The 20054-nt window shown below is 31.3% G+C and carries 22 protein-coding genes; 11 read left to right on the top strand and 11 right to left on the bottom strand.

Going from position 1 to position 20054, the window contains the following annotated elements:
• The 9 genes from AC1EUY_RS11435 to AC1EUY_RS11395 all read right to left on the bottom strand — a co-directional run.
• On the bottom strand, nucleotides 1-192 hold a 192-nt coding region (locus tag AC1EUY_RS11435; RefSeq protein ID WP_480195673.1), incomplete at its 3' end, for a hypothetical protein.
• Nucleotides 193-280: 88 nt separating this feature from the next.
• Complete coding sequence (locus tag AC1EUY_RS11430; protein ID WP_480195672.1) at nucleotides 281-550, bottom strand: hypothetical protein; 270 nt, start codon at nucleotides 548-550, stop codon at nucleotides 281-283.
• Nucleotides 551-603: 53 nt separating this feature from the next.
• Nucleotides 604-699, bottom strand: a complete 96-nt coding sequence (locus tag AC1EUY_RS11425; protein WP_480195671.1) for a hypothetical protein — start codon at nucleotides 697-699, stop codon at nucleotides 604-606.
• Between the two features lie 215 nt (nucleotides 700-914).
• Nucleotides 915-1052, bottom strand: a complete 138-nt coding sequence (locus AC1EUY_RS11420) for a hypothetical protein (RefSeq protein WP_480195670.1) — start codon at nucleotides 1050-1052, stop codon at nucleotides 915-917.
• Nucleotides 1052-1741, bottom strand: coding sequence for an HAD family hydrolase (locus AC1EUY_RS11415; RefSeq protein WP_480195669.1), 690 nt, complete (start codon nucleotides 1739-1741; stop codon nucleotides 1052-1054). The genes AC1EUY_RS11420 and AC1EUY_RS11415 overlap by 1 nt, the downstream gene beginning before the upstream one ends.
• Nucleotide 1742: 1 nt before the next feature.
• Nucleotides 1743-2723, bottom strand: a complete 981-nt coding sequence (locus tag AC1EUY_RS11410; RefSeq protein WP_480195668.1) for a type I phosphomannose isomerase catalytic subunit — start codon at nucleotides 2721-2723, stop codon at nucleotides 1743-1745.
• On the bottom strand, nucleotides 2720-3136 hold the full coding sequence (locus AC1EUY_RS11405; protein WP_480195667.1) for a 6-pyruvoyl trahydropterin synthase family protein: 417 nt from the start codon (nucleotides 3134-3136) through the stop codon (nucleotides 2720-2722). The genes AC1EUY_RS11410 and AC1EUY_RS11405 overlap by 4 nt, the downstream gene beginning before the upstream one ends.
• A gap of 5 nt (nucleotides 3137-3141) precedes the next feature.
• Nucleotides 3142-3657, bottom strand: a complete 516-nt coding sequence (gene idi / locus AC1EUY_RS11400) for an isopentenyl-diphosphate Delta-isomerase (RefSeq protein WP_480195666.1) — start codon at nucleotides 3655-3657, stop codon at nucleotides 3142-3144.
• A 59-nt stretch (nucleotides 3658-3716) separates the two neighbouring features.
• Nucleotides 3717-4937: a hypothetical protein gene (locus AC1EUY_RS11395; protein ID WP_480195665.1), complete on the bottom strand. Its 1221-nt coding sequence runs from the start codon at nucleotides 4935-4937 to the stop codon at nucleotides 3717-3719.
• A 114-nt stretch (nucleotides 4938-5051) separates the two neighbouring features.
• Between AC1EUY_RS11395 and AC1EUY_RS11390 the strand changes: the two genes are divergently transcribed.
• A complete protein-coding gene (locus AC1EUY_RS11390) occupies nucleotides 5052-5708 on the top strand; it encodes a peptidylprolyl isomerase (protein WP_480195664.1) in 657 nt (218 codons plus the stop codon).
• Nucleotides 5709-5750: 42 nt separating this feature from the next.
• The gene (locus AC1EUY_RS11385; RefSeq protein ID WP_480195663.1) at nucleotides 5751-7337 is read left to right on the top strand and encodes a peptide chain release factor 3; all 1587 of its coding nucleotides are present in this window, start codon (nucleotides 5751-5753) and stop codon (nucleotides 7335-7337) included.
• A 1-nt stretch (nucleotide 7338) separates the two neighbouring features.
• Here AC1EUY_RS11385 and AC1EUY_RS11380 read toward each other — a convergent pair whose 3' ends face one another.
• Nucleotides 7339-7725: a hypothetical protein gene (locus tag AC1EUY_RS11380; RefSeq protein ID WP_480195662.1), complete on the bottom strand. Its 387-nt coding sequence runs from the start codon at nucleotides 7723-7725 to the stop codon at nucleotides 7339-7341.
• Nucleotides 7726-7961: 236 nt separating this feature from the next.
• Between AC1EUY_RS11380 and AC1EUY_RS11375 the strand changes: the two genes are divergently transcribed.
• From AC1EUY_RS11375 to AC1EUY_RS11340, 8 genes are all read left to right on the top strand, one after another.
• Nucleotides 7962-8675, top strand: coding sequence for a glycosyltransferase family 2 protein (locus tag AC1EUY_RS11375; RefSeq protein ID WP_480195661.1), 714 nt, complete (start codon nucleotides 7962-7964; stop codon nucleotides 8673-8675).
• Nucleotides 8675-9298: a lipid-A-disaccharide synthase N-terminal domain-containing protein gene (locus tag AC1EUY_RS11370; protein WP_480195660.1), complete on the top strand. Its 624-nt coding sequence runs from the start codon at nucleotides 8675-8677 to the stop codon at nucleotides 9296-9298. Before AC1EUY_RS11375 ends, AC1EUY_RS11370 begins: the two co-directional genes overlap by 1 nt.
• Nucleotides 9291-10922: an ArnT family glycosyltransferase gene (locus AC1EUY_RS11365; RefSeq protein WP_480195659.1), complete on the top strand. Its 1632-nt coding sequence runs from the start codon at nucleotides 9291-9293 to the stop codon at nucleotides 10920-10922. The genes AC1EUY_RS11370 and AC1EUY_RS11365 overlap by 8 nt, the downstream gene beginning before the upstream one ends.
• A gap of 36 nt (nucleotides 10923-10958) precedes the next feature.
• Nucleotides 10959-12041: an AI-2E family transporter gene (locus AC1EUY_RS11360; protein WP_480195658.1), complete on the top strand. Its 1083-nt coding sequence runs from the start codon at nucleotides 10959-10961 to the stop codon at nucleotides 12039-12041.
• A 3-nt stretch (nucleotides 12042-12044) separates the two neighbouring features.
• On the top strand, nucleotides 12045-13220 hold the full coding sequence (locus AC1EUY_RS11355; RefSeq protein WP_480195657.1) for a THUMP-like domain-containing protein: 1176 nt from the start codon (nucleotides 12045-12047) through the stop codon (nucleotides 13218-13220).
• A gap of 22 nt (nucleotides 13221-13242) precedes the next feature.
• Nucleotides 13243-14040: a formate dehydrogenase accessory sulfurtransferase FdhD gene (gene fdhD, locus AC1EUY_RS11350; RefSeq protein WP_480195656.1), complete on the top strand. Its 798-nt coding sequence runs from the start codon at nucleotides 13243-13245 to the stop codon at nucleotides 14038-14040.
• 3 nt (nucleotides 14041-14043) lie between these two features.
• Nucleotides 14044-16326 carry an FdhF/YdeP family oxidoreductase gene (locus AC1EUY_RS11345; protein ID WP_480195655.1) on the top strand — a complete coding sequence of 761 codons (2283 nt, stop codon included), beginning with the start codon at nucleotides 14044-14046 and terminating at the stop codon, nucleotides 16324-16326.
• 267 nt (nucleotides 16327-16593) lie between these two features.
• The gene (locus AC1EUY_RS11340; RefSeq protein ID WP_480195654.1) at nucleotides 16594-17301 is read left to right on the top strand and encodes an urease accessory protein UreH domain-containing protein; all 708 of its coding nucleotides are present in this window, start codon (nucleotides 16594-16596) and stop codon (nucleotides 17299-17301) included.
• A 39-nt stretch (nucleotides 17302-17340) separates the two neighbouring features.
• Here AC1EUY_RS11340 and AC1EUY_RS11335 read toward each other — a convergent pair whose 3' ends face one another.
• Nucleotides 17341-18258: an AraC family transcriptional regulator gene (locus AC1EUY_RS11335; protein WP_480195653.1), complete on the bottom strand. Its 918-nt coding sequence runs from the start codon at nucleotides 18256-18258 to the stop codon at nucleotides 17341-17343.
• A gap of 159 nt (nucleotides 18259-18417) precedes the next feature.
• Here AC1EUY_RS11335 and AC1EUY_RS11330 point away from each other — a divergent pair, with 159 nt between their 5' ends.
• Nucleotides 18418-19917, top strand: a complete 1500-nt coding sequence (locus tag AC1EUY_RS11330) for an aldehyde dehydrogenase family protein (RefSeq protein ID WP_480195652.1) — start codon at nucleotides 18418-18420, stop codon at nucleotides 19915-19917.
• The last annotated feature ends 137 nt before the right edge of the window (nucleotides 19918-20054 follow it).

Genomic DNA, 20054 nt, shown 5'->3' with positions numbered 1-20054 from the left:
TTTAACAGCTGCTAAGCAAACATATAATTCTGGCTTATTCACTGTAAATTCATCTAACCATATTTTTAGCTCCTCTATTTCGTGAGGTAATAACCTATTAATGGCTTTTTCTAACTCTTTGCAAAACAATTCTACATTAAAGCTTACTTTTTTTAGAATCGTTTTTGTGTATTCAAACATTGCTCTCGACATATACTATTCGCAGTTTAAAATATCTACTAGTTAATAACGTAAAAATAAAGCAACTTAGTGTAAAGAGATGTTAAAAATTTTATAATAATTACAACTTTTGAATCTTAGCTAATAATTCATTCGCTCTGTCTTCTAATTCTTTACTAATTGCTTTATAATGTAACTTCTTCTCAGCTACATCTTTAGCATGTATTTTTGAAATTAAATCGTCAAAAGTTACAATTGTCTCATCTATAATTGCTTCTGCTTTTGCTGCTTTCTTATCATCTTCTTGAAGCATTTGCCACATATAACATTCTTCAATGATATCAGATAACACATAATTTATATCTTTTTTTAAATTTTTTACACTAGCCATATATTATATTTAAAAGTTTGGGCAAATTTACACTAAATGAAAGTGTCTATTTCTTAAAAATCGTATAAATTTTCTTGAAACTTTTTTACAAATGATCTTACATGGCAACCATCAACCAAAGCATGATTAACAGCGATTGCAACGGGCATTATTAGTTTGTTTCTTTTTTTAGAAATTTACCAAAAGTCAATTTGGGCATAGATTCTTTAATCCTAAAATATGGTTCTTTATGTCTTTAAAAATTAAACCACGGCAATGTATAAATGAGCAGCCAAAAGTTTTATTTGGTCTTAAAATAGATGCTGAAGCATGAATAATCTTGTGTATAAATACTCTTTGATCATAAATTCGGTATTTGAAATTTTTAATAGTATTTATTGCTTTCTTTTGAATGATTATGAGTTCTAACCACATCAAAATCTAATGTAACCACAAAATAAGGGTCATTAAATTGATTAAAATGCTGCTTTCTATTCCATGTATTTAGTGTAAGCTCTTTCATTATAAAAATTCTAATAAATCTGTCAGTTTAGAAATTGTTTTATAACTATGAGTTTGCTTAGGCTCAGTAACTTCATGAGCCCAAGTTGTATGAAATGGAATATGAATAGCTTCTGCACCGATATCTAGTAAAGGTAAAACATCAGATTTCAATGAATTACCAACCATTAAAAATTCTGAAGAATTAATATCTAAATGACCTAGGAGTTTTGTATAATTTTCTGATTTTTTTTCACTAAGTACTTCAATATGATGAAAGTATTGTATCAAATTAGATTTTTCTAATTTTCTTTCTTGATCTAATAAATCACCTTTTGTAGCTAAAACCAGTTTGTATTTTGGGTGCAATACTTTTAAAGTTTCTTCAACTCCATTCAAAAGTTCTATAGGTTTTTCTAACATTTCTTTACCTATAGTGATAATTTTCTCTATTGTTTTTTGATTAATTGTATAATTAGACAATTCTAAAGCAGATTCAATCATTGAGAGCATAAAACCTTTTACCCCATAACCATATAATTTGAGATTTTTCATCTCAGTTTTAAATAATTCTTGATCAATTTTATTTTTAGTCTCATAAATCGATAAAAGCTTAGCGAATTCATGCTCTGCTTCCCTAAAGTAGGTTTCATTCACCCACAAAGTATCGTCTGCATCAAAAGCAATCACTTTTACATGCTTGTAATTCATATTAGCTTATATATACTTCTAGAAGTTCTACATAATCAGTACTAGGAATGATCTCTAGTTGTTTAACTCTAGCCGGAATCAAAGTCGTCTCTCCGTAATTTAATTCTACTTCTCCTCCAGCTGTTTTTATAACTGCATTACCCTCAACACACATATAAATTATGAATGAATCTTTACTGCTATGATCTATACTCAATGCTTCTTTAAGCGGAAGAATATTAGTTGTAAAATATTGACAATCAACAATTTTAGACTGTTTATTAAGCTCTTTACTATATTCTTCATGGTAGTTTGCAACCGCTTTATAATCTATGGCATCTAATGCCAAATCTGTATGCAATTCTCTATAATTACCAGCAGCATCCTGTCTATCCCAATCGTAAATACGATAGGTAATATCACTTGTTTGTTGTATTTCAGCAAGTAATACTCCTGCTCCGATAGCATGAATTCTTCCTGTTGGAATAAAATAAACGTCTCCTTTAGAAACTTTATCTACATTGAGGATTTTTAATAGCGATTTATCATATAAATGATTTAAATATTCTTGTTTGAAAGAATTCTTTTTAAAACCTACTACTAACTTCCCTCCTTCATCAGCTTGCATGATGTACCACATTTCTGTTTTACCAAAGGAATCGTGACGTTCTTTGGCTAATTCATCATTAGGATGCAATTGGATACTTAATGCTTCTTTAGCATCAATAAACTTTATAAGTAAAGGAAACTCATAACTAAACTCTAAAAAAACCTTTTTTCCTAAAAGTTCATCTCTATATAAAACCATAAGGTCTGAAAGGGTGTGCCCTTTCAGTTTTCCATTCGAAACTACAGAGACATTATCTTTAACATTAGAAATTTCCCAACTCTCCCCAATATTATTTTTTTCAGAATCTTTATTAAGAAGCTCTATGAGCTTCTCTCCTCCCCAAATCTTTTCTTTCAGAATGGGTCTAAATTTCAAAGGATAATTAAGACTCATAATAAATTTCTAGAATAAGTTACAAAATTGCGAGGTGTTTCATACAAGGTAACTGAAAGATCGTTGATGGCATCAATATGTATTCTAAGTTTATTCCAAATAACTACAGCAATATTTTCTGCCGTTGGATTTAAATTTTCAAACTCCTTCACTTCTAGGTTCAAGTTTTTATGGTCTAGCGCATCTTCTACTTCAGATTTAATAATGTCTTTTAACACTTTCATGTCTATTACAAAACCTGTTTCTGGGTCTATAGGCCCCGTAACAGATACAATCAATTCATAATTATGACCATGATAATTGGGGTTACTACATTTACCAAAAACCTCAGCATTCTTTTCATCGGTCCAATCTTTACGAAACAACCGATGCGCTGCATTAAAATGTGCTTTTCTATTTACAGTAACTCTCATTAAGCTTACAATAATCGTTGGTAATATTCATTAAAAATTATTTTAAACCATTCTGTATAAATTTCTGGCTTCTCTTCAATATCTTCTTTTATATCTGTTAGTCTCATCCATTTAAAATTTTCTACTTCACTTTTATTGATTTTAGGATCGTATTCATACTCACCTATCATCACATGATCTAATTCATGTTCTGTCAACCCGTTGTCAAATGGAGCTTTGTATATAAATGAAAAGACTTCCTTTAATTCACAAGTAAATCCCATTTCTTCTTGTAAACGCCGCTTCCCAGCCTCTAAGTTGGTTTCTCCGTCACGTTGATGACTACAACAAGTATTTGTCCATAATAATGGTGAATGATACTTGCTTGCAGCTCTTTGTTGTAACAATAATTGTCCTTTAGCATTAAAAACAAATACAGAAAAAGCTCTATGCAATAGTGCTTTTTCATGTGCCTCTAGTTTGTTCATCAAACCAATTTGCTCATCATTTTCATTAACAAGAATTACCTTTTCTTCTATCATCTTTTCATTAAATCATATAAGACAAATGTACTAATTAAATACGCCAAAATTTACCGTATCTACTCAAAAACACTTTTATTAATATTTAATATTTTAACATTGGTTTTAGTATCTTTTACATCATTATAAGCTACAAAAACTTTATTTTTATAAATTTCTAATTGTGGAAAACCTGTTGCTCTAGACGACACTACATTTGCTATAATATCTTCATAAATCTTTCCTTTTTTTCTATGCACTTTGGCTATACATATTTCTGCTTCATTATTGTTAGATCTCATCCAAGTTACTAGTACCTCGTCATTATTTAGAAAAGCTAAATCTACTCTACCGATTGCATTTTCACTATCAATTATAATGGGTTCATCAAATTTCTTACCATTATTATTAGAAAATATTACTTTTACTTCTGCACTTCTATTTGCATTCGTAAACCACGCAATTGCCAGATTGTTATCTAAAGCAGTAGCTTTAGGTCCGTTTACAGGGCAACCCGTTATTTTCCAATTATCATTAAAAATAGGCTTAGGCAGTGTCCAATCGCCATTAATAAACCTTGAAATGAAAATATCACGTATCTCATCGTCAGACCTATCTCTATACACTACTATGGGTCCGTTTTGCGTAATTGCTGCACTTGTTTGACAGCAATCACAAGTTTTAGTGTCTAATTCTACTTCATTTTTTCTCTCGCCATTATCAAGAATTTCTGTAGCTCTTATAGTCATTGCACCACCTCCATTTTCATGATCATGTCCTCCAGAAGTATTTCGTCCGTCTAACCAAGAAGCAAAAAAGGATGTTTTTTTATAAGGTATGATTGATACAAAGCCATGTTCAGTTTTCGTTGTATCACCATGCAATTTAAAAGGTTCTTTCCACTGAGTACCAGATGCATGTTTTAATAAAATATCGTATGCAAAGGTAGCTTCATCAGATTTTTTTAAATAATAACTTAAAATATTTCCATTATTTTGAGCTATTGCAGGGAAATCTGCCCAATTAACAAACCAATCTTTTCCCTTTGCAATTTCCGTTACCTTGCTCCACTGTTCATTTTCTAACGAAGCATACTTAAGTGAAGCAATAGAGTCGTTAATTTTATTGGTCCATGATAACAATAAATTTGTCTTACTTGCAAATAAATAAGGCTGCATTGTATTACCTTCAACAGGCATATGAACTTCTTTCCATGAGAAACTTTTCGATATATTTTCTTTCGGTTCTTTTTTACAACTGAATAGTGTACATAATAGAAGAAAAATGATAAATAAACGCATAGAATAAAATAGGCTATCGAAAGTACAAAGATTTATTACAATAATTATATTTACATACAAAATTATAGCATGCGTTATTGTTTCTTATTGGTTACCGTTTTTTCAATCTTGTTTTTGAGTTGTACTCACAATAAAAAAGCTTCTGTTGAAGTTAAGCCTACAGAAAAAGTGATTCTTAAGAAGAAAACTACTCTTAAAGTAAAAGAAGAACTTCAAACAGAAGAAATTATCAGTAGAAAAAACACAGTAGCTTTTCTTGAAAAATATGGTAAAGAAAATCCAGAAACAATTGTCTTATTTAAAACTAGATTGGGTGATATAAAAGTGAGATTGTATAAGGATACACCTATTCATCGTGCAAGTTTTATTTTTTTAGCTAAACAGGGGTATTTTAATACGGTTTGTGTACATAGAGTTGTAAAAGATTTTGTTGTGCAGGGTGGTAATTCAGAAAATCCGTTAACGAGAAGAATGCGCAAAAAATTTGATTCTTATACCATTCCTTCAGAATTCAAAAAAGAGAGAAGACACAAATATGGTGCATTGGCGGCTGCTCGTGATTGGACCAACAATCCCAATAAGCGCTCTACTCCTTTTGAATTTTATTTCGTTCAAGATAAAAACGGTGCCTTTCACCTTGATGGAGAACATACCGTTTATGGTGAAATTATTAGTGGTTTTAGCACTCTAAATAAAATAGCACAAGAAGAAATAGACAAGCAAGAGTGGCCCAAGAACGATGTGTTTTTTGAAGTAGAAGTACTACAATAAATCTTTAAATTAAACCTATATTTGCCATCGCAAATTTTAGAGATGAGCTTTATAGAAGAAATACATAAAAGACGTACCTTCGGTATTATATCGCATCCTGATGCTGGTAAAACTACGTTAACTGAAAAGCTCTTGCTGTTTGGAGGGGCAATACAAGAAGCTGGAGCCGTAAAAAATAACAAAATTAAAAAAGGGGCTACTTCAGATTTCATGGAAATCGAGCGTCAACGTGGTATTTCTGTAGCTACTTCGGTATTAGCTTTTATTTACAAGGATAAAAAAATAAACATTCTAGATACCCCTGGTCACAAAGATTTTGCTGAAGATACTTTCAGAACACTTACTGCCGTAGATAGTGTAATTGTGGTTATTGATGTTGCGAAAGGAGTCGAGGAACAAACAGAAAAACTGGTTGAAGTTTGCCGCATGCGTAACATACCAATAATTGTTTTTATTAATAAGCTTGATCGTGAAGGGAAAGATGCTTTTGATCTTTTAGATGAAGTTGAGCAGAAATTGGGACTAACTGTAACTCCTTTAAGTTTCCCAATTGGTATGGGATATGACTTTAAAGGTATTTATAACATATGGGATAAAAAACTGAATCTTTTCTCATCTGAAAACAAGCAAACTGTTTCTGAAGGTGTTGAGTTTGATGATGTAGCAAATCCTCAATTAGATAAGCATATTGGAGAAGCTGCTGCAAATCAATTAAGAGAAGAATTAGAATTGGTTTATGAGGTATATCCTAAGTTTGATTATGAAAAGTATAGAAACGGAAAATTACAGCCCGTTTTCTTTGGTTCAGCTTTAAATAATTTCGGAGTTAAAGAGTTATTAGACTGCTTTATTGAAATAGCTCCTTTCCCGCAGGCTAAAATGTCTGATACCCGACTCGTCGAAGCGACTGAAAAAGAATTAACTGGTTTTGTATTTAAGATACATGCAAATATGGATCCTAAGCATAGAGATAGGCTAGCTTTTGTTAAAATAGTTTCAGGTACTTTTAAACGAAATGCTCCTTACCTACATGTTAGAAATAACAAAAAATTAAAATTCTCAAGTCCAAATGCATTCTTTGCCGAAAAGAAAGAAATTGTTGAAGAATCCTATCCTGGAGATATTGTAGGACTTCATGATACGGGAAACTTTAAAATTGGTGATACGCTAACCGAGGGAGAAATTTTAAACTTTAAAGGAGTTCCCAGCTTTTCACCTGAACATTTTAGGTATGTAAATAATGCAGATCCTATGAAAGCTAAACAATTATATAAAGGTTTAGATCAGTTAATGGATGAAGGTGTAGCTCAGTTATTTACCTTAGAATTAAATGGCCGAAAAGTTATTGGTACTGTGGGTGCCCTTCAATATGAAGTGATTCAATACCGATTAGAACATGAATATGGTGCAAAATGTACATATGAAAATCTAAATGTGCACAAAGCTTGTTGGGTAGAGCCAGAAGATGAAAAGAATGAAGAATTTTCAGAATTTAAACGTGTAAAACAACGATATCTTGCAAAAGACAAACAAGGGCAATTAGTATTTTTAGCAGATTCTGCATTCACAATTCAAATGACACAGCAAAAATATCCCACTGTTAAGTTACATACAACGAGTGAGTTTTAATTTACACAGATGTTAAAAGTTTTTCTAAGTTCTGTTTTGACTTAACTGTTCTAATCTTGATAGAAGTAAAATATGAAACCATATCTGCGCCTAATTGAATAGCGACAGAGTCTGCAATTAAATAAATAATACCAATCTTATTCTTTAATGTTTTTATGTTTTGTTGCCATAACAATCTTGCTTCAGATTCGTATCCTTTCATTTGGCTACAATCCCAGACAATAATTGGCTTTTCATTCTCCGGAAGCTTATCAAGCATTACTTTCCAAACATCAATTACTTCTTTGGCATCATCAGCCTTAAAAATATTTTTGAATTCAAAATAAAGACACTGATGTCCTTGTATTTGCCTCCAGCTAACTTTTACACTTTTTCTTTTATTCGACATAGCAAAACTTTTTTGAGTAACAAAATAATTATTGAATACAGTATTAAATATAGATATAAATAATATTAAATTAGTTTAAATTATATAAAAATACTTTCTATTCAAAAAAATACCTTACCTAGGTATGACACATCTTCTTTACGTAAGTAAAGAGCATAATGATACTCTATAAGGCTTTTCTTTATTTTAGCCGATTTACCAAAAAAGAATACATTTGCAGGATAACAATAAATCTTATGAACTATCAGTTCACCGTAGTTGTACCCGTATATAACGAAGAAGATAATCTAGCTAGAGTTGAAGAAGCTTTTATAAATTATTTTAAAAATGCTTTTAAAGAAACGAAGGTGCTCTTTGTAAATGACGGCTCTAAAGATAATAGTCAAGAATTAATAGAGAATATTTGCGAACGTAACGAGGCCTTCTCGTTTATCTGTTTTAAAGAAAATCGAGGATTAAGTGCAGCCATAAAAGCTGGTTTCGATCATACTCAGACCGAATATGTTGGTTATATAGATTCTGATTTACAAACGACACCAGAAGATTTTAATTTATTACTTGAGCATTGTGATAACTATGCACTTATAACTGGTGTAAGAGCAGGCAGAAAAGATAGCTTTGTAAAAAACATGTCTTCTAAAATTGCTAATAGTATCAGAAGGGCATTTACAAAAGATGGTATGGATGATACAGGGTGCCCACTAAAAGTTATGAGAACGGATGTTGCTAAAAAAATACCCATGTTTAGAGGTTTGCATCGCTTTTTACCTGCCATGGTGCTGCTACAGAATAAACGCATAAAGCAAATCCCTGTAAGGCATTTTCCTAGAATAGCAGGAGAAGCTAAGTTTGGCCTGTGGAATCGATTATTAGGTCCGTTAAGTGATTGCTTTGCTTATTTGTGGATGAAGAAAAAATATATTAATTACGATATTGCTAAAAAAGGATAATGGGAAGTTGGCTTATTTATAGCATAGGTTTTTTAGCACAACTTCTTTTTTCATCTAGGCTAATTATACAATGGCTGACTTCTGAAAAGGCGAAAAAAGTAATTACCCCTTCTCTATTTTGGTTTTTAAGTTTGTTAGCGTCTTTTCTATTGTTTATATATGGATATCTACGCGATGATTTTGCAATTATGTTAGGACAATCACTCACCTACTTTATCTACATACGTAATTTACAATTACAAAATCAATGGCAAAAATTCCCTAAGATAATTAGATGGTTCCTGTTGATATTCCCTATTTTAATAGGTATCTATTACTTTAATAATAATATTATTGATGTTGATAATTTATTTAGAAATGAAGCTATACCTAAGTGGTTATTAATACTTGGTATTGTCTCTCAAGTTATTTTTACACTAAGATTTGTTTATCAATGGATATATTCTGAAAGAACTAAAGAGTCAGATCTACCTTTTGGTTTTTGGCTACTAAGTTTACTAGGTTCCATTTTGATTTTAGCATATGCCATTATTCGTAAAGATCCTGTGCTTTTAGTAGGACATTTGCTTGGGTCAACTATTTATGTAAGGAATCTTATGTTATTACGAAAACAACATGATTAGAGCCATTTTAAAAAAATATCCAATCACTACTATCTGTGTAGCAGTTCTACTGATGTTATTACCAAATTTAGAAGTCCTAAATGTTACCATTATGGAAGCCAGAAATTTTGTAACAGCGAGAGAAATGATTTTAGATAATCATTGGTTGTTGACAACCATGAATGGTGAACCCAGGTATCAAAAACCACCATTACCAACATGGTTATCTGCACTATCAGCGCTTCTATTTGGTATTAACAGCGTATTTGGTATGCGACTTCCATCTGTTATTATGGTACTCTTTACTGGGGTTTTTATCTTTAAGTTGTCAAAATTATACTTACCTGTATATAACAGTCTTATAAATGCATTGATTGTAATTACCTCATTTTATGTATTAGGCATTATCATTGAGGCTCCCTGGGATATTTTTGCACATGGCTTTATGCTGATAGGTATTTATTATTTATTTCAATTATTTTATATAGCAAAAGTTTCTTGGAAAAATGTTTTACTTTCTAGCATTTTTATTGGTTTTTCTATACTAAGTAAAGGTCCCGTATCTGTGTATGTATTACTATTTTCTTTTTTAATAGCTTTTGGTTTTTCATTTCAATACAAGTCCATTAAAACTAAAATATTACCTATCATAGCATTTGTGTTTATTGCTTTGATAATTGGTGGTTGGTGGTATCTCTATGTAAGACTCGAAGACCCGAGTACATTTAAGGCTATTACTGAACGCGAAACAGGTAATTGGTCAAGTTATAATGTACGCCCCTTCTATTATTATTGGAGTTTTTTCACACAAAGTGGCATTTGGACAATTCTAGCATTTATAAGTCTTTTGTATCCTTATTTACGTAAAAAGGTTATTTATAAAACGGCCTATAAGTTTAGTTTTTTATGGACAATCATAGCCGTAATTCTATTGTCTATTATTCCAGAAAAGAAATCGCGTTATCTCATGCCGGTATTAATCCCTTTAGCAATTAATATTGGGGTTTATATTTCTTATCTCATAAGAGCTTTTAAAGACGAAATGAAAGTGAAAGAGAGAATTCTGGTATATTTTAATTTTGGGTTCATTGCTTTGATAGGGTTAGTTCTTCCTTTTTTAATATATTTTCTATTTGAAGGTAGTATTCAAAAACATTTAATACGATTTTTCGTGCTTTCAATTATACTAGTAACAATTAGTGTTTTAATAATAAGGCACTTAAAATCAAAAAACATAGAAAACGTATTTTATCTTACCATACTCTTATTTGTATCTATTTTAGTAATCGGATTACCACTTTCAAAAGGATTTATAAGTGAAAATTACAAACCTCTAAGTACACTTCAAACAAAGGTTGACGAACAACAAATTTTGCTATACGGTTATAAAATTGCTCCTGAAGCTATCTGGCAATACGGAAATAAAATTCCGAATCTCAAACTTACCAATGAAAAGCTGGAGCTTCCAAATGATAATAAATTTGCTTTGTTAAGTTCAAAGTCTAAGAATGAATTAGTCAATTTAATACCAAAAAACACCAAAATAGAATATATTGAAACCTATAATTTAAATACTGCTACCGAACAATCAAGACAATTTAAACCACGTTTGATTAGTCATTTTTATATTATCGATACCAAGTAAGTCTTACCTTTAAAAATTTCATTTATATTTATCAATATGAATTCAAAAACAATTAGTAACGGAATCTTAAGAGCTATTGGTATTATCTTAGGTGTTTTAGTGTTGCTTTATTTTTTATATCAAATTAGATCGGTAATAGTTTATGTGATTATTGCTGCAGTACTTTCTTTAATTGCAAGACCTATTATTCGCTTTTTAAAAAGAAAATTAAAATTTCCTAATACCTTAGCTGTAGTATCCACAATGATCTTGTTTTTAGCAATGTTATTCGGGTTGTTTTCAATGTTTGTTCCGCTTATCATTAAACAAAGTCAAAATTTATCGTTGTTAGACATAAATCAACTTGAATTTAGAATTGAAAACCTAGTTAGCCAGCTCAACGACTACCTATCTTCTAGAGGTATCAATATGTTCGAGCAACTAAAAGAAATGGATATCTTTTCAAACTTTAAGGCTATCCCCAACTTTTTAAATAATATTATTGGAGCTCTTGGTAGCTTTAGTATTGGTCTGTTTTCTGTATTGTTCATTGCTTTTTTCTTAATGAAAGATAGTCAGTTGCTTCATAATGCACTTATGGTTCTTGTTCCTGATAAAACTGAAAATCGCTTTGCTGCTTCTTTAGAGAAAATTGAAAACCTTTTATCAAGATATTTTATTGGTTTAGTTACTCAAATAACTATTCTATTTATTCTTTACACTATTATTCTCTTAATTTTTGGTGTTGATAATGCTATAGTAATTGCGTTTTTATGCGCATTATTAAACCTAATTCCTTATGTAGGCCCTTTAATTGGAGGGGTATTAATACTAATTTTAACCATGACGAGTCATTTAGATCAAGATTTTCAAACACAAATAGTACCAACTACTATTTATGTATTAATAGGATATTTTATCGCACAAATGATAGATAATTTCATTAGCCAGCCTAGAATTTTTTCTCAAGCTACAAAAGCGCATCCCTTAGAGATATTCTTAATTATTATCATTTTTGGCTTGCTATTCGGTGTTACCGGAATGATTGTCGCCGTACCCATGTACACAGCTATTAAAGTGATATTAAAAGAATTCTTATCAGAAAATAAGATTGTAAAATCACTCACAAAAGATTTATAGTTTTTGAATCTTCTACTACTACATAAAGAAGTTCAAACATTTATTAATGATAATTTAAAAGCTGACACTTCAAAATTACTTTTTAAAGGAAGCCCTTTTAATAATATCACAATTCAAGAACTTGTAGTTCAAATTGAAGCTAAAAAGCGTTGTCAAAAAAAAATACCAAGTTGGTTTGAAACCCAGAATATTTACTATCCGAATAAATTAAATATAGAGCAAACATCTTCTGAAATTACTGCCAATTATAAATCGAGGTTAGTCTCAGGCTCTAGCCTTATCGATGTCACTGGAGGTTTAGGAGTAGATACTTACTATTTTTCTAAACAGTTTAGACAAGTTATACATTGCGAAATACATAAAGAGTTATCTCAGATTGCAACTTATAATTTCAAACAATTAAGAGCCCTAAACATCAAAACCATAGTTACTGATGGACTGCAATATTTAAAACTCAATCAACATAATTATGATTGTATCTATATTGATCCTTCACGTAGAAATGACATAAAAGGTAAAGTTTTCTTATTAAAAGATTGCCTACCTAATGTGCCAGAAAATTTAGATGTACTATTTGAGCATGCCAACACTATCATGATCAAAACATCTCCAATACTAGATATTACAAGTGCCATCAATGAATTAGAGTTTGTAAAAGAAGTGCACATTGTCGCTATAGAGAATGAAGTAAAAGAACTCTTATTTATCCTTCATAAAAACTACAAGGGGAATACAAAAATTAATACGATAAACATAAAAAAATTATCAAAGGAAATATTTGAAAGTGATTTTGGCAATAAGACTGCAACCACTTTTTCAGAGCCCTTAACATATTTATACGAACCCAATGCTGCCATTTTAAAAGGAAATTTGCATGATAAAGTTTCAAATCAATTAAATATATTTAAAATTCATAATAACAGTCACTTATACACATCGAATAAATTAATAAGTTATCCAGGAAGGAGCTTTAAAATACTTTATAAAACAAAGTATAATAAGAAAGAACTTATAAAAATCATTCCTACAAAAAAAGCAAATATAACTACACGTAATTTCCCTGAAACAGTCGTACAGATACGAAAAAAAACAGGTTTTAAAGATGGTGGAAATCATTATCTGTTTTTCACAACCGATATGAATACTAATAAAATTGTGCTTATCTGCGAAAAAATATAACTTTACCTAGTAAATCTAATCTATGGATTCGCTAAAATATAAAGCATTAAAAACCAGTTCGTCTATTTCTAGAAAAATAGAGGATACTTTAGTAGTTGAAGCAGCATTACAAATAAATATCAATAATGAGCCTTATACTGTGGTGATGCGAACTCCAAATGATGATGAAAACCTAGTTAGAGGTTTATTATATGCAGAAGATATTTATAAAAACAACCATTCGTTAACTTTAGAAGTTATTGAAGAGAAATCTAACGGTTTTTCTATTATAAACGCTACAATCCCTAAAGAAATGCTGGGACATGGATATATGAATAAACGCACACTGTTGTCAGTTTCTTCATGCGGAATTTGTGGTAAACAAGAGTTAGCAGATATAGAGCTTAAAGGCGATGCAATAGAATCATCAAAGAAAATTAGTATAGAAAAGCTCAAGAAAATGTATGTAAAAATGAAAATACAGCAACATTTGTTTTCGACTACTGGAGGATCTCATGCAACAGCTGCTTTTACAGCAAAAGGGCACTTATTAAGTATTAAAGAAGATATTGGTCGTCATAATGCTTTAGATAAAGTAATTGGTGATTTATTAAATAAAAATGAATTAAAAAGTGTAGATTGCATATTGGTAAGTGGGCGTGTTTCCTATGAAATTGTCTCCAAAGCCTTTATTGCTATGATTCCAATTATTGTCGCTGTTTCAGCTTGCTCATCGCTTGCTGTTGACTTCGCGAAGGAATTTGGAATATGCCTTATAGGATTTAGCAGAGATGATAAAGCAACCATTTATGCGAACGCTAACTATGTTGATATGCAGTAAATTATGAAGAAGACAACAGCACAACCACCAAAAAAATTAACTGGAATTAAATTAAAAGAAATTCCAGAGTCTGCTGTTGGTGTAAAGGCAATACAATCTACAATTAAGCATATTACTGAAGAAGTTGGTTTAGTAAAAGGTATAGGCTTACTTGCTAAAATGAATCAGAAAGATGGATTTGACTGCCCAGGTTGTGCCTGGCCTGATCCTGATGAAAAACGTGCTTTTTTGGCTGAATACTGTGAAAACGGAGCTAAAGCGATTGCTGAAGAAGCAACTAACAATAGAGTATCACCAATATTTTTTGCCACCCACGCAGTTAGTGAATTAGCAAAATTATCGGATTATGAAATAGGTAAAATGGGGCGCATTACGCATCCTGTAATATTACATGAAGGCAGTGATCATTACGAACAAATTTCCTGGCAAGATGCCTTAAACCTTATTGGGTGGGAATTAAATGCACTAAATTCTCCCAACGAAGCTATTTTTTATACTTCAGGAAGAACTAGTAATGAAGCTGCCTTCTTATATCAGTTATTTGTACGAGAGTATGGCACAAATAATCTTCCTGACTGTTCGAATATGTGCCACGAATCTAGTGGTGTAGCACTCTCAGAAACTTTAGGTATTGGTAAAGGTTCTGTGACCTTAGATGATTTCGAGCATGCAGATATTGTGATGGTTATTGGTCAAAACCCAGGCACAAATCATCCTAGAATGTTAAATGCTTTAAAAGCAACAAAAGATAATGGCGGTAAGATCATTACGGTAAACCCGTTACCAGAAGTTGGTTTAATGCATTATAAAGATCCTCAAAATCCTTTAAAGTGGTTTCATGGGGATCAATTAACAGATATTTTTCTTCAAGTAAAGATTAATGAAGATGTAGCTTTGTTAAAAGCATTATTAATACTACTTCTTAAAAAAGCCGAAACGAAACCTGATGTTATCGATCTTGATTTTATTAAAGAAAAAACACATGATTATGAAGCTTTAAAAGAAGATCTAAAACAATACAATGTTGATGAATTAATTGCTAGAACCGGCATCGCTAAATCATTGGTATTAGAAGCGGCGAATCTTATTTCCTCCAATAAAAAAATTATTATTTGTTGGGCTATGGGGCTTACGCAGCATAAAAATGCGGTAGATAATATTCGTGAAATTGTAAATCTTCTCCTTTTAAAAGGAAGTATTGGTAAAAAAGGAGCTGGTACTTGTCCTGTTCGAGGTCATTCGAATGTACAAGGAGACCGCACTGTTGGTATTTGGGAGAAACCAAAAGACAGTTTTTTAGATGCATTAGATAAAGAATTCGGAATTAAAACACCAAGAGAACATGGCTATGATGTTGTGAATGCCATAAAGGCTATGCATAACCAAAGAGCAAAAGTTTTTATTGGTATGGGTGGCAATTTCATATCAGCTACTCCCGATACAGAATATACAGCCGAAGCCTTAAGAAAATGTAACTTAACAGTACATATTTCTACAAAATTAAATAGAAGTCATTTAATTCATGGTAAAAAAGCACTCATATTACCTTGCCTAGGAAGATCAGAAAAAGATATTCAAGAAACGGGCGAACAATTTGTGAGTGTTGAAAATTCAATGGGTGTGGTACATCAATCACATGGACATTTAAAACCACTTTCTGAAGAATTACTAAGTGAGCCTGCTATTGTTGCTGGTATGGCAAAAGCTACTTTAAAAGATTCTAAAGTTACTTGGGAGAAGCTTATAACTAATTATGATCTAATTCGAGAAAAAATTGAAGCTACCATTCCAGGATTTGATAACTATAACAGTCGTGTGCGCCAAAAAGGAGGATTTTACTTACCCAATAATGCTCGTGAAGGTAATTTTAAACCCACTTCAACTGGTAAGGCAAATTTTACAATCAATACAATTTCTGATATCAATTTAAATGATGATGAATTTATTTTAATGACCATTCGTACACATGACCAATACAATACAACTATTTATGGCCTCAATGATAGATACAGAGGTGTTATAAATGAACGAAGAGTATTATTTATGAATTCCTATGATATGATTGATCAGGGTCTCCAAAAATTAGATACCGTAAACCTAATCAGTCATTTTAATAATGAAAAACGTATCGCTGAGACGTTTTTAGTAATTCCTTATTCTATTCCTCGAAAGTGCACCGCAACGTATTTTCCTGAAGCTAATGTATTAGTTCCTATTGATAGTGTTGCGCATACAAGTAATACGCCTGCCTCTAAAACAATTACTATTACAATAGAAAAACAGTAAAAATACCCCAATAGTGGCTAAGTTATTGGGGACACTGCAATCTGGGTTTTTTGTGGGAAAGAGGGGTCAGAATCTAAGTTATAATTCATTGTTTAACAGTCAATTAAAAACACAACACTCTCCTATTAACCAAATCACTCACTTTTTATTAAACATCTTTTTATCATGATGTAGGTTGAAATGACTTCAAATCAATATTTCTTATTTTACCATAATTGATTATGATTATTTTTTTATTAAATTGGTCGTGCAACTTTTAAGTTAGAAATGACAATTACTATTCCTCTACTTGCTGGCACATTAGCCTCAATGCTTCATGTTATTTCTGGTCCAGATCATTTAGCAGCTGTGACACCTTTAGTAATAGAAACTAAAAGAAAAGTATGGAAAATAGGTTTGTTTTGGGGGCTGGGACATTTATTAGGAATGCTTTTAATAGGTATTTTATTTCTTTTATTTAAAGATGTTATTCCAGTAGAAGCCATTTCTAAATATAGTGAACAGTTAGTTGCCGTAGTGTTAATTGGTGTTGGGCTTTGGGCATTTTACCGCATTTTTAATAAAAAAAAGAAACATTTGCATCCTCATGTTCATAATGAAAAGGAAATATATGTGCATATACATACGCATGAACATAATCATGACGGAGGTCATGAGCATACTCATGATAAAATTGTAAAACAAAATATTTTTTCTTCTTTAGGAATAGGATTCTTACATGGATTAGCTGGCGTTGCTCATTTTTTATTGTTATTACCAGTATTAGGCTTTGAAAATAATTCTGAAGGAATTCAATATATTATTGGTTTTGCTATTGGCACTATATTAGCAATGTCTGCTTATGCATTAATTCTAGGAAAGTTGGCATCGTATTCTAAACATCGACACAACAATATTTTTTTTAAAGGTATTCGTTTTGCTGGTGGATTATTTGCAATAGTTGTTGGCTTCTATTGGTTGTATTTAAGCTTATAAAGTACTCTCAATAAGTGTTTTTACAATGTTTAAGTTTAATTATGAATGAATGGATTTCTTGAATTGCTGTGGCGTCATTAACTCCATTTTTTTGAATTGTCGGTTAAAATAGCTTATATTGTTAAAACCAGACATATAGGCTATTTCAGAAACTTGAAAACTTTTCTTTTCTTTAATTAATTTTTTTGAGAATTTTATTTTTTCAGAATTAATAAAATCTATCGGCGAAACACCTAATGTATTTTTAAACTTCTTATGAAAATGAGATGTACTCATGTGTGCTTTCTTTGCTAACATATCTACATTAATATCACCATTGGTTAGATTTTCTTTAATATATTTTATAACCATTCCTATTCTAGTGTCGCTAAACAAATGATCTTTATCATTTAAAATGATAGATTTTGCTTTGGTTTGAAGTAATCGAACAATAAGTTCTTGTATCATTAAATCAAGTAAAACATCTTTAGTTTTATTATTATGAGTAAAAGTATAAACCAAACGTTCTACTAGATGATTTACAGCGATATTATTAGTTAAATGTGATGCGTACTTATCTAAATCCCACTTATTATTTTCGTTTTCAATAGCAACCTGATTATTAAAATTAAGTACTACATCATTAATCTTATTAGCATCAATACCTAAAGCTAAACATTGTGTTGGTTCGCCTTGTTTTGCAATAGGAAAATCAATAACCATTTCTTTGTTGCTTGGCATAACTACTGATTCTCCCGGAAAAAAATCAAAGCTAGGCAATCCGTTAATATGCATAATTTTTTTGCCTGTAAGCATACTTGCAATTACAGGAAAATCGAAAGTAAGTGCCACTTTTTCTGCAACTTTATGAGTTTCAAAAATATTTAATTCGGCATATTCAGCATTATACGTTGTTCGGTTTTCCACAAGTGTGGTTAGTTTTCTATTTGCATTATGTGTATTTAACAACGTACTCATATACAATAATACGAAAAACTACATGAAAAATGATAAATTAAGAGATATGTTCAAGTTAATAATAGGTATGTTCAAATAATTTTCATTGTAGTATAATACCTTTATAGATACTGAAGTACAGACTACTTTAAACGTAATATTCACTAAAAAAATAAAGAAATGAGTTATTCTAAACCACAATTTAAAGACACTTACCAGAATTTTATTAATGGTAAATTTGTTGCTCCTGTTGGAGGTAATTATTTTGATAATACCTCACCGATTGATAATAGTCTGATTGCAAAATATCCGAGATCTCAAAAAGAAGATGTAGAAAACGCCATTACCGCTGCAAACAATGCTAAAGAAGCTTGGGGAAATACATCAGCAGCTACCCGAGCTGCATTACTTAATAAAGTGGCAGATATAATTGAAGATAATTTAGAAGAATTTGCAATTATGGAAACCTGTGACAATGGCAAGCCTATTAGAGAAACCTTAAACGCAGATATTCCGTTATGTATAGATCATTGGCGTTATTTTGCAGCTTGTATTCGAGCAGAAGAAGGAACCGCTACCGAATTAGATGCCAATACACTATCGATGAATATAAAAGAACCATTAGGTGTAGTAGGGCAAATTATTCCATGGAATTTTCCGCTATTAATGTTATCTTGGAAGTTACCTCCTGCCTTAGCCACAGGTAATTGTGTAGTGCTAAAACCAGCAGAACAAACACCATCTACCGCAACTTTATTAATGGAAAAAATTGCAGATGTATTTCCTCCAGGAGTTATTAATATAGTGCATGGTTTTGGTCCAGAAGCTGGTAAACCATTAGCTTCAAGCTCAGGTGTAGATAAAGTAGCCTTTACAGGGGAAACTACTACTGGACAATTAATAATGCAATACGCTTCTAAAAACTTGAACCCAGTAACAATGGAGTTGGGTGGAAAATCGCCAAACATATTTTTTAACTCTGTAATGGATGCAGACGATGCTTTTTTAGATAAGGCGATAGAAGGTGCTGTTTTGTTTGCTTTTAATCAAGGTGAAGTGTGTACATGTCCTTCAAGAATATTGGTACAAGAAGATATTTATGACAAATTTATAGAACGTATTGTTGCTAGAACTGAAGCTATTATTCAAGACAACCCTTATAATATAAATACGATGGTTGGAGCGCAAGCCTCCAACGATCAATATGAGAAAATTCAATCATATTTAAAAATTGGCGTTGAAGAAGGTGCAAAAGTATTAACGGGTGGAAGCGCTAAAAATTTAGAAGGTAACCTTGCAAACGGGTTTTACATAAAGCCAACTCTTTTAGAAGGTCATAATAAAATGCGTGTATTTCAGGAAGAAATATTTGGCCCAGTGGCTTGTGTTACTAAGTTTAAAGATGAAGCTGAAGCTTTAGAGATTGCAAATGATACCTTATATGGATTAGGAGCTGGTGTTTGGACAAGAGATGCACATCAGTTATATCAAATACCACGTGCAATAAAAGCAGGTAGAGTTTGGGTAAATTGCTATCATGCATACCCTGCACATGCGCCATTTGGTGGCTATAAAAAATCTGGATTTGGTAGAGAAAACCACGTAATGATGCTTAATCACTATCGACAAACAAAAAATATGTTAATCTCTTATGATAAAAACAAACTAGGCTTCTTTTAGAAATAGATTAATAACTAAAAAGGTTAAAATAGTTTTAATTCAACCTTTTTATTATAAAACTCATTTAAACTTTTTGAGTTTAAGCAAAAATTAAGGTCTTTTGCTACTATTGAAGGCTTTTTTGAGTTACCTAGCAA

The organism is Maritimimonas sp. 2210JD6-3, from assembly GCF_056591795.1.
This window is presented reverse-complemented; position numbering and strand designations above follow the sequence as displayed.

What these genes read in the sequence shown, in the direction of transcription:
- AC1EUY_RS11430 (WP_480195672.1), bottom strand. Translation starts at nt 550, where the DNA reads ATGGCTAGTGTAAAAAATTTAAAAAAAGATATAAATTATGTGTTATCT.
- AC1EUY_RS11425 (WP_480195671.1), bottom strand. Translation starts at nt 699, where the DNA reads ATGCCCGTTGCAATCGCTGTTAATCATGCTTTGGTTGATGGTTGCCAT.
- AC1EUY_RS11420 (WP_480195670.1), bottom strand. Translation starts at nt 1,052, where the DNA reads ATGAAAGAGCTTACACTAAATACATGGAATAGAAAGCAGCATTTTAAT.
- AC1EUY_RS11415 (WP_480195669.1), bottom strand. Translation starts at nt 1,741, where the DNA reads ATGAATTACAAGCATGTAAAAGTGATTGCTTTTGATGCAGACGATACT.
- AC1EUY_RS11410 (WP_480195668.1), bottom strand. Translation starts at nt 2,723, where the DNA reads ATGAGTCTTAATTATCCTTTGAAATTTAGACCCATTCTGAAAGAAAAG.
- AC1EUY_RS11405 (WP_480195667.1), bottom strand. Translation starts at nt 3,136, where the DNA reads ATGAGAGTTACTGTAAATAGAAAAGCACATTTTAATGCAGCGCATCGG.
- idi (WP_480195666.1), bottom strand. Translation starts at nt 3,657, where the DNA reads ATGATAGAAGAAAAGGTAATTCTTGTTAATGAAAATGATGAGCAAATT.
- AC1EUY_RS11395 (WP_480195665.1), bottom strand. Translation starts at nt 4,937, where the DNA reads ATGCGTTTATTTATCATTTTTCTTCTATTATGTACACTATTCAGTTGT.
- AC1EUY_RS11385 (WP_480195663.1), top strand. Translation starts at nt 5,751, where the DNA reads ATGAGCTTTATAGAAGAAATACATAAAAGACGTACCTTCGGTATTATA.
- AC1EUY_RS11380 (WP_480195662.1), bottom strand. Translation starts at nt 7,725, where the DNA reads ATGTCGAATAAAAGAAAAAGTGTAAAAGTTAGCTGGAGGCAAATACAA.
- AC1EUY_RS11375 (WP_480195661.1), top strand. Translation starts at nt 7,962, where the DNA reads ATGAACTATCAGTTCACCGTAGTTGTACCCGTATATAACGAAGAAGAT.
- AC1EUY_RS11370 (WP_480195660.1), top strand. Translation starts at nt 8,675, where the DNA reads ATGGGAAGTTGGCTTATTTATAGCATAGGTTTTTTAGCACAACTTCTT.
- AC1EUY_RS11365 (WP_480195659.1), top strand. Translation starts at nt 9,291, where the DNA reads ATGATTAGAGCCATTTTAAAAAAATATCCAATCACTACTATCTGTGTA.
- AC1EUY_RS11360 (WP_480195658.1), top strand. Translation starts at nt 10,959, where the DNA reads ATGAATTCAAAAACAATTAGTAACGGAATCTTAAGAGCTATTGGTATT.
- fdhD (WP_480195656.1), top strand. Translation starts at nt 13,243, where the DNA reads ATGGATTCGCTAAAATATAAAGCATTAAAAACCAGTTCGTCTATTTCT.
- AC1EUY_RS11345 (WP_480195655.1), top strand. Translation starts at nt 14,044, where the DNA reads ATGAAGAAGACAACAGCACAACCACCAAAAAAATTAACTGGAATTAAA.
- AC1EUY_RS11340 (WP_480195654.1), top strand. Translation starts at nt 16,594, where the DNA reads ATGACAATTACTATTCCTCTACTTGCTGGCACATTAGCCTCAATGCTT.
- AC1EUY_RS11335 (WP_480195653.1), bottom strand. Translation starts at nt 18,258, where the DNA reads ATGAGTACGTTGTTAAATACACATAATGCAAATAGAAAACTAACCACA.
- AC1EUY_RS11330 (WP_480195652.1), top strand. Translation starts at nt 18,418, where the DNA reads ATGAGTTATTCTAAACCACAATTTAAAGACACTTACCAGAATTTTATT.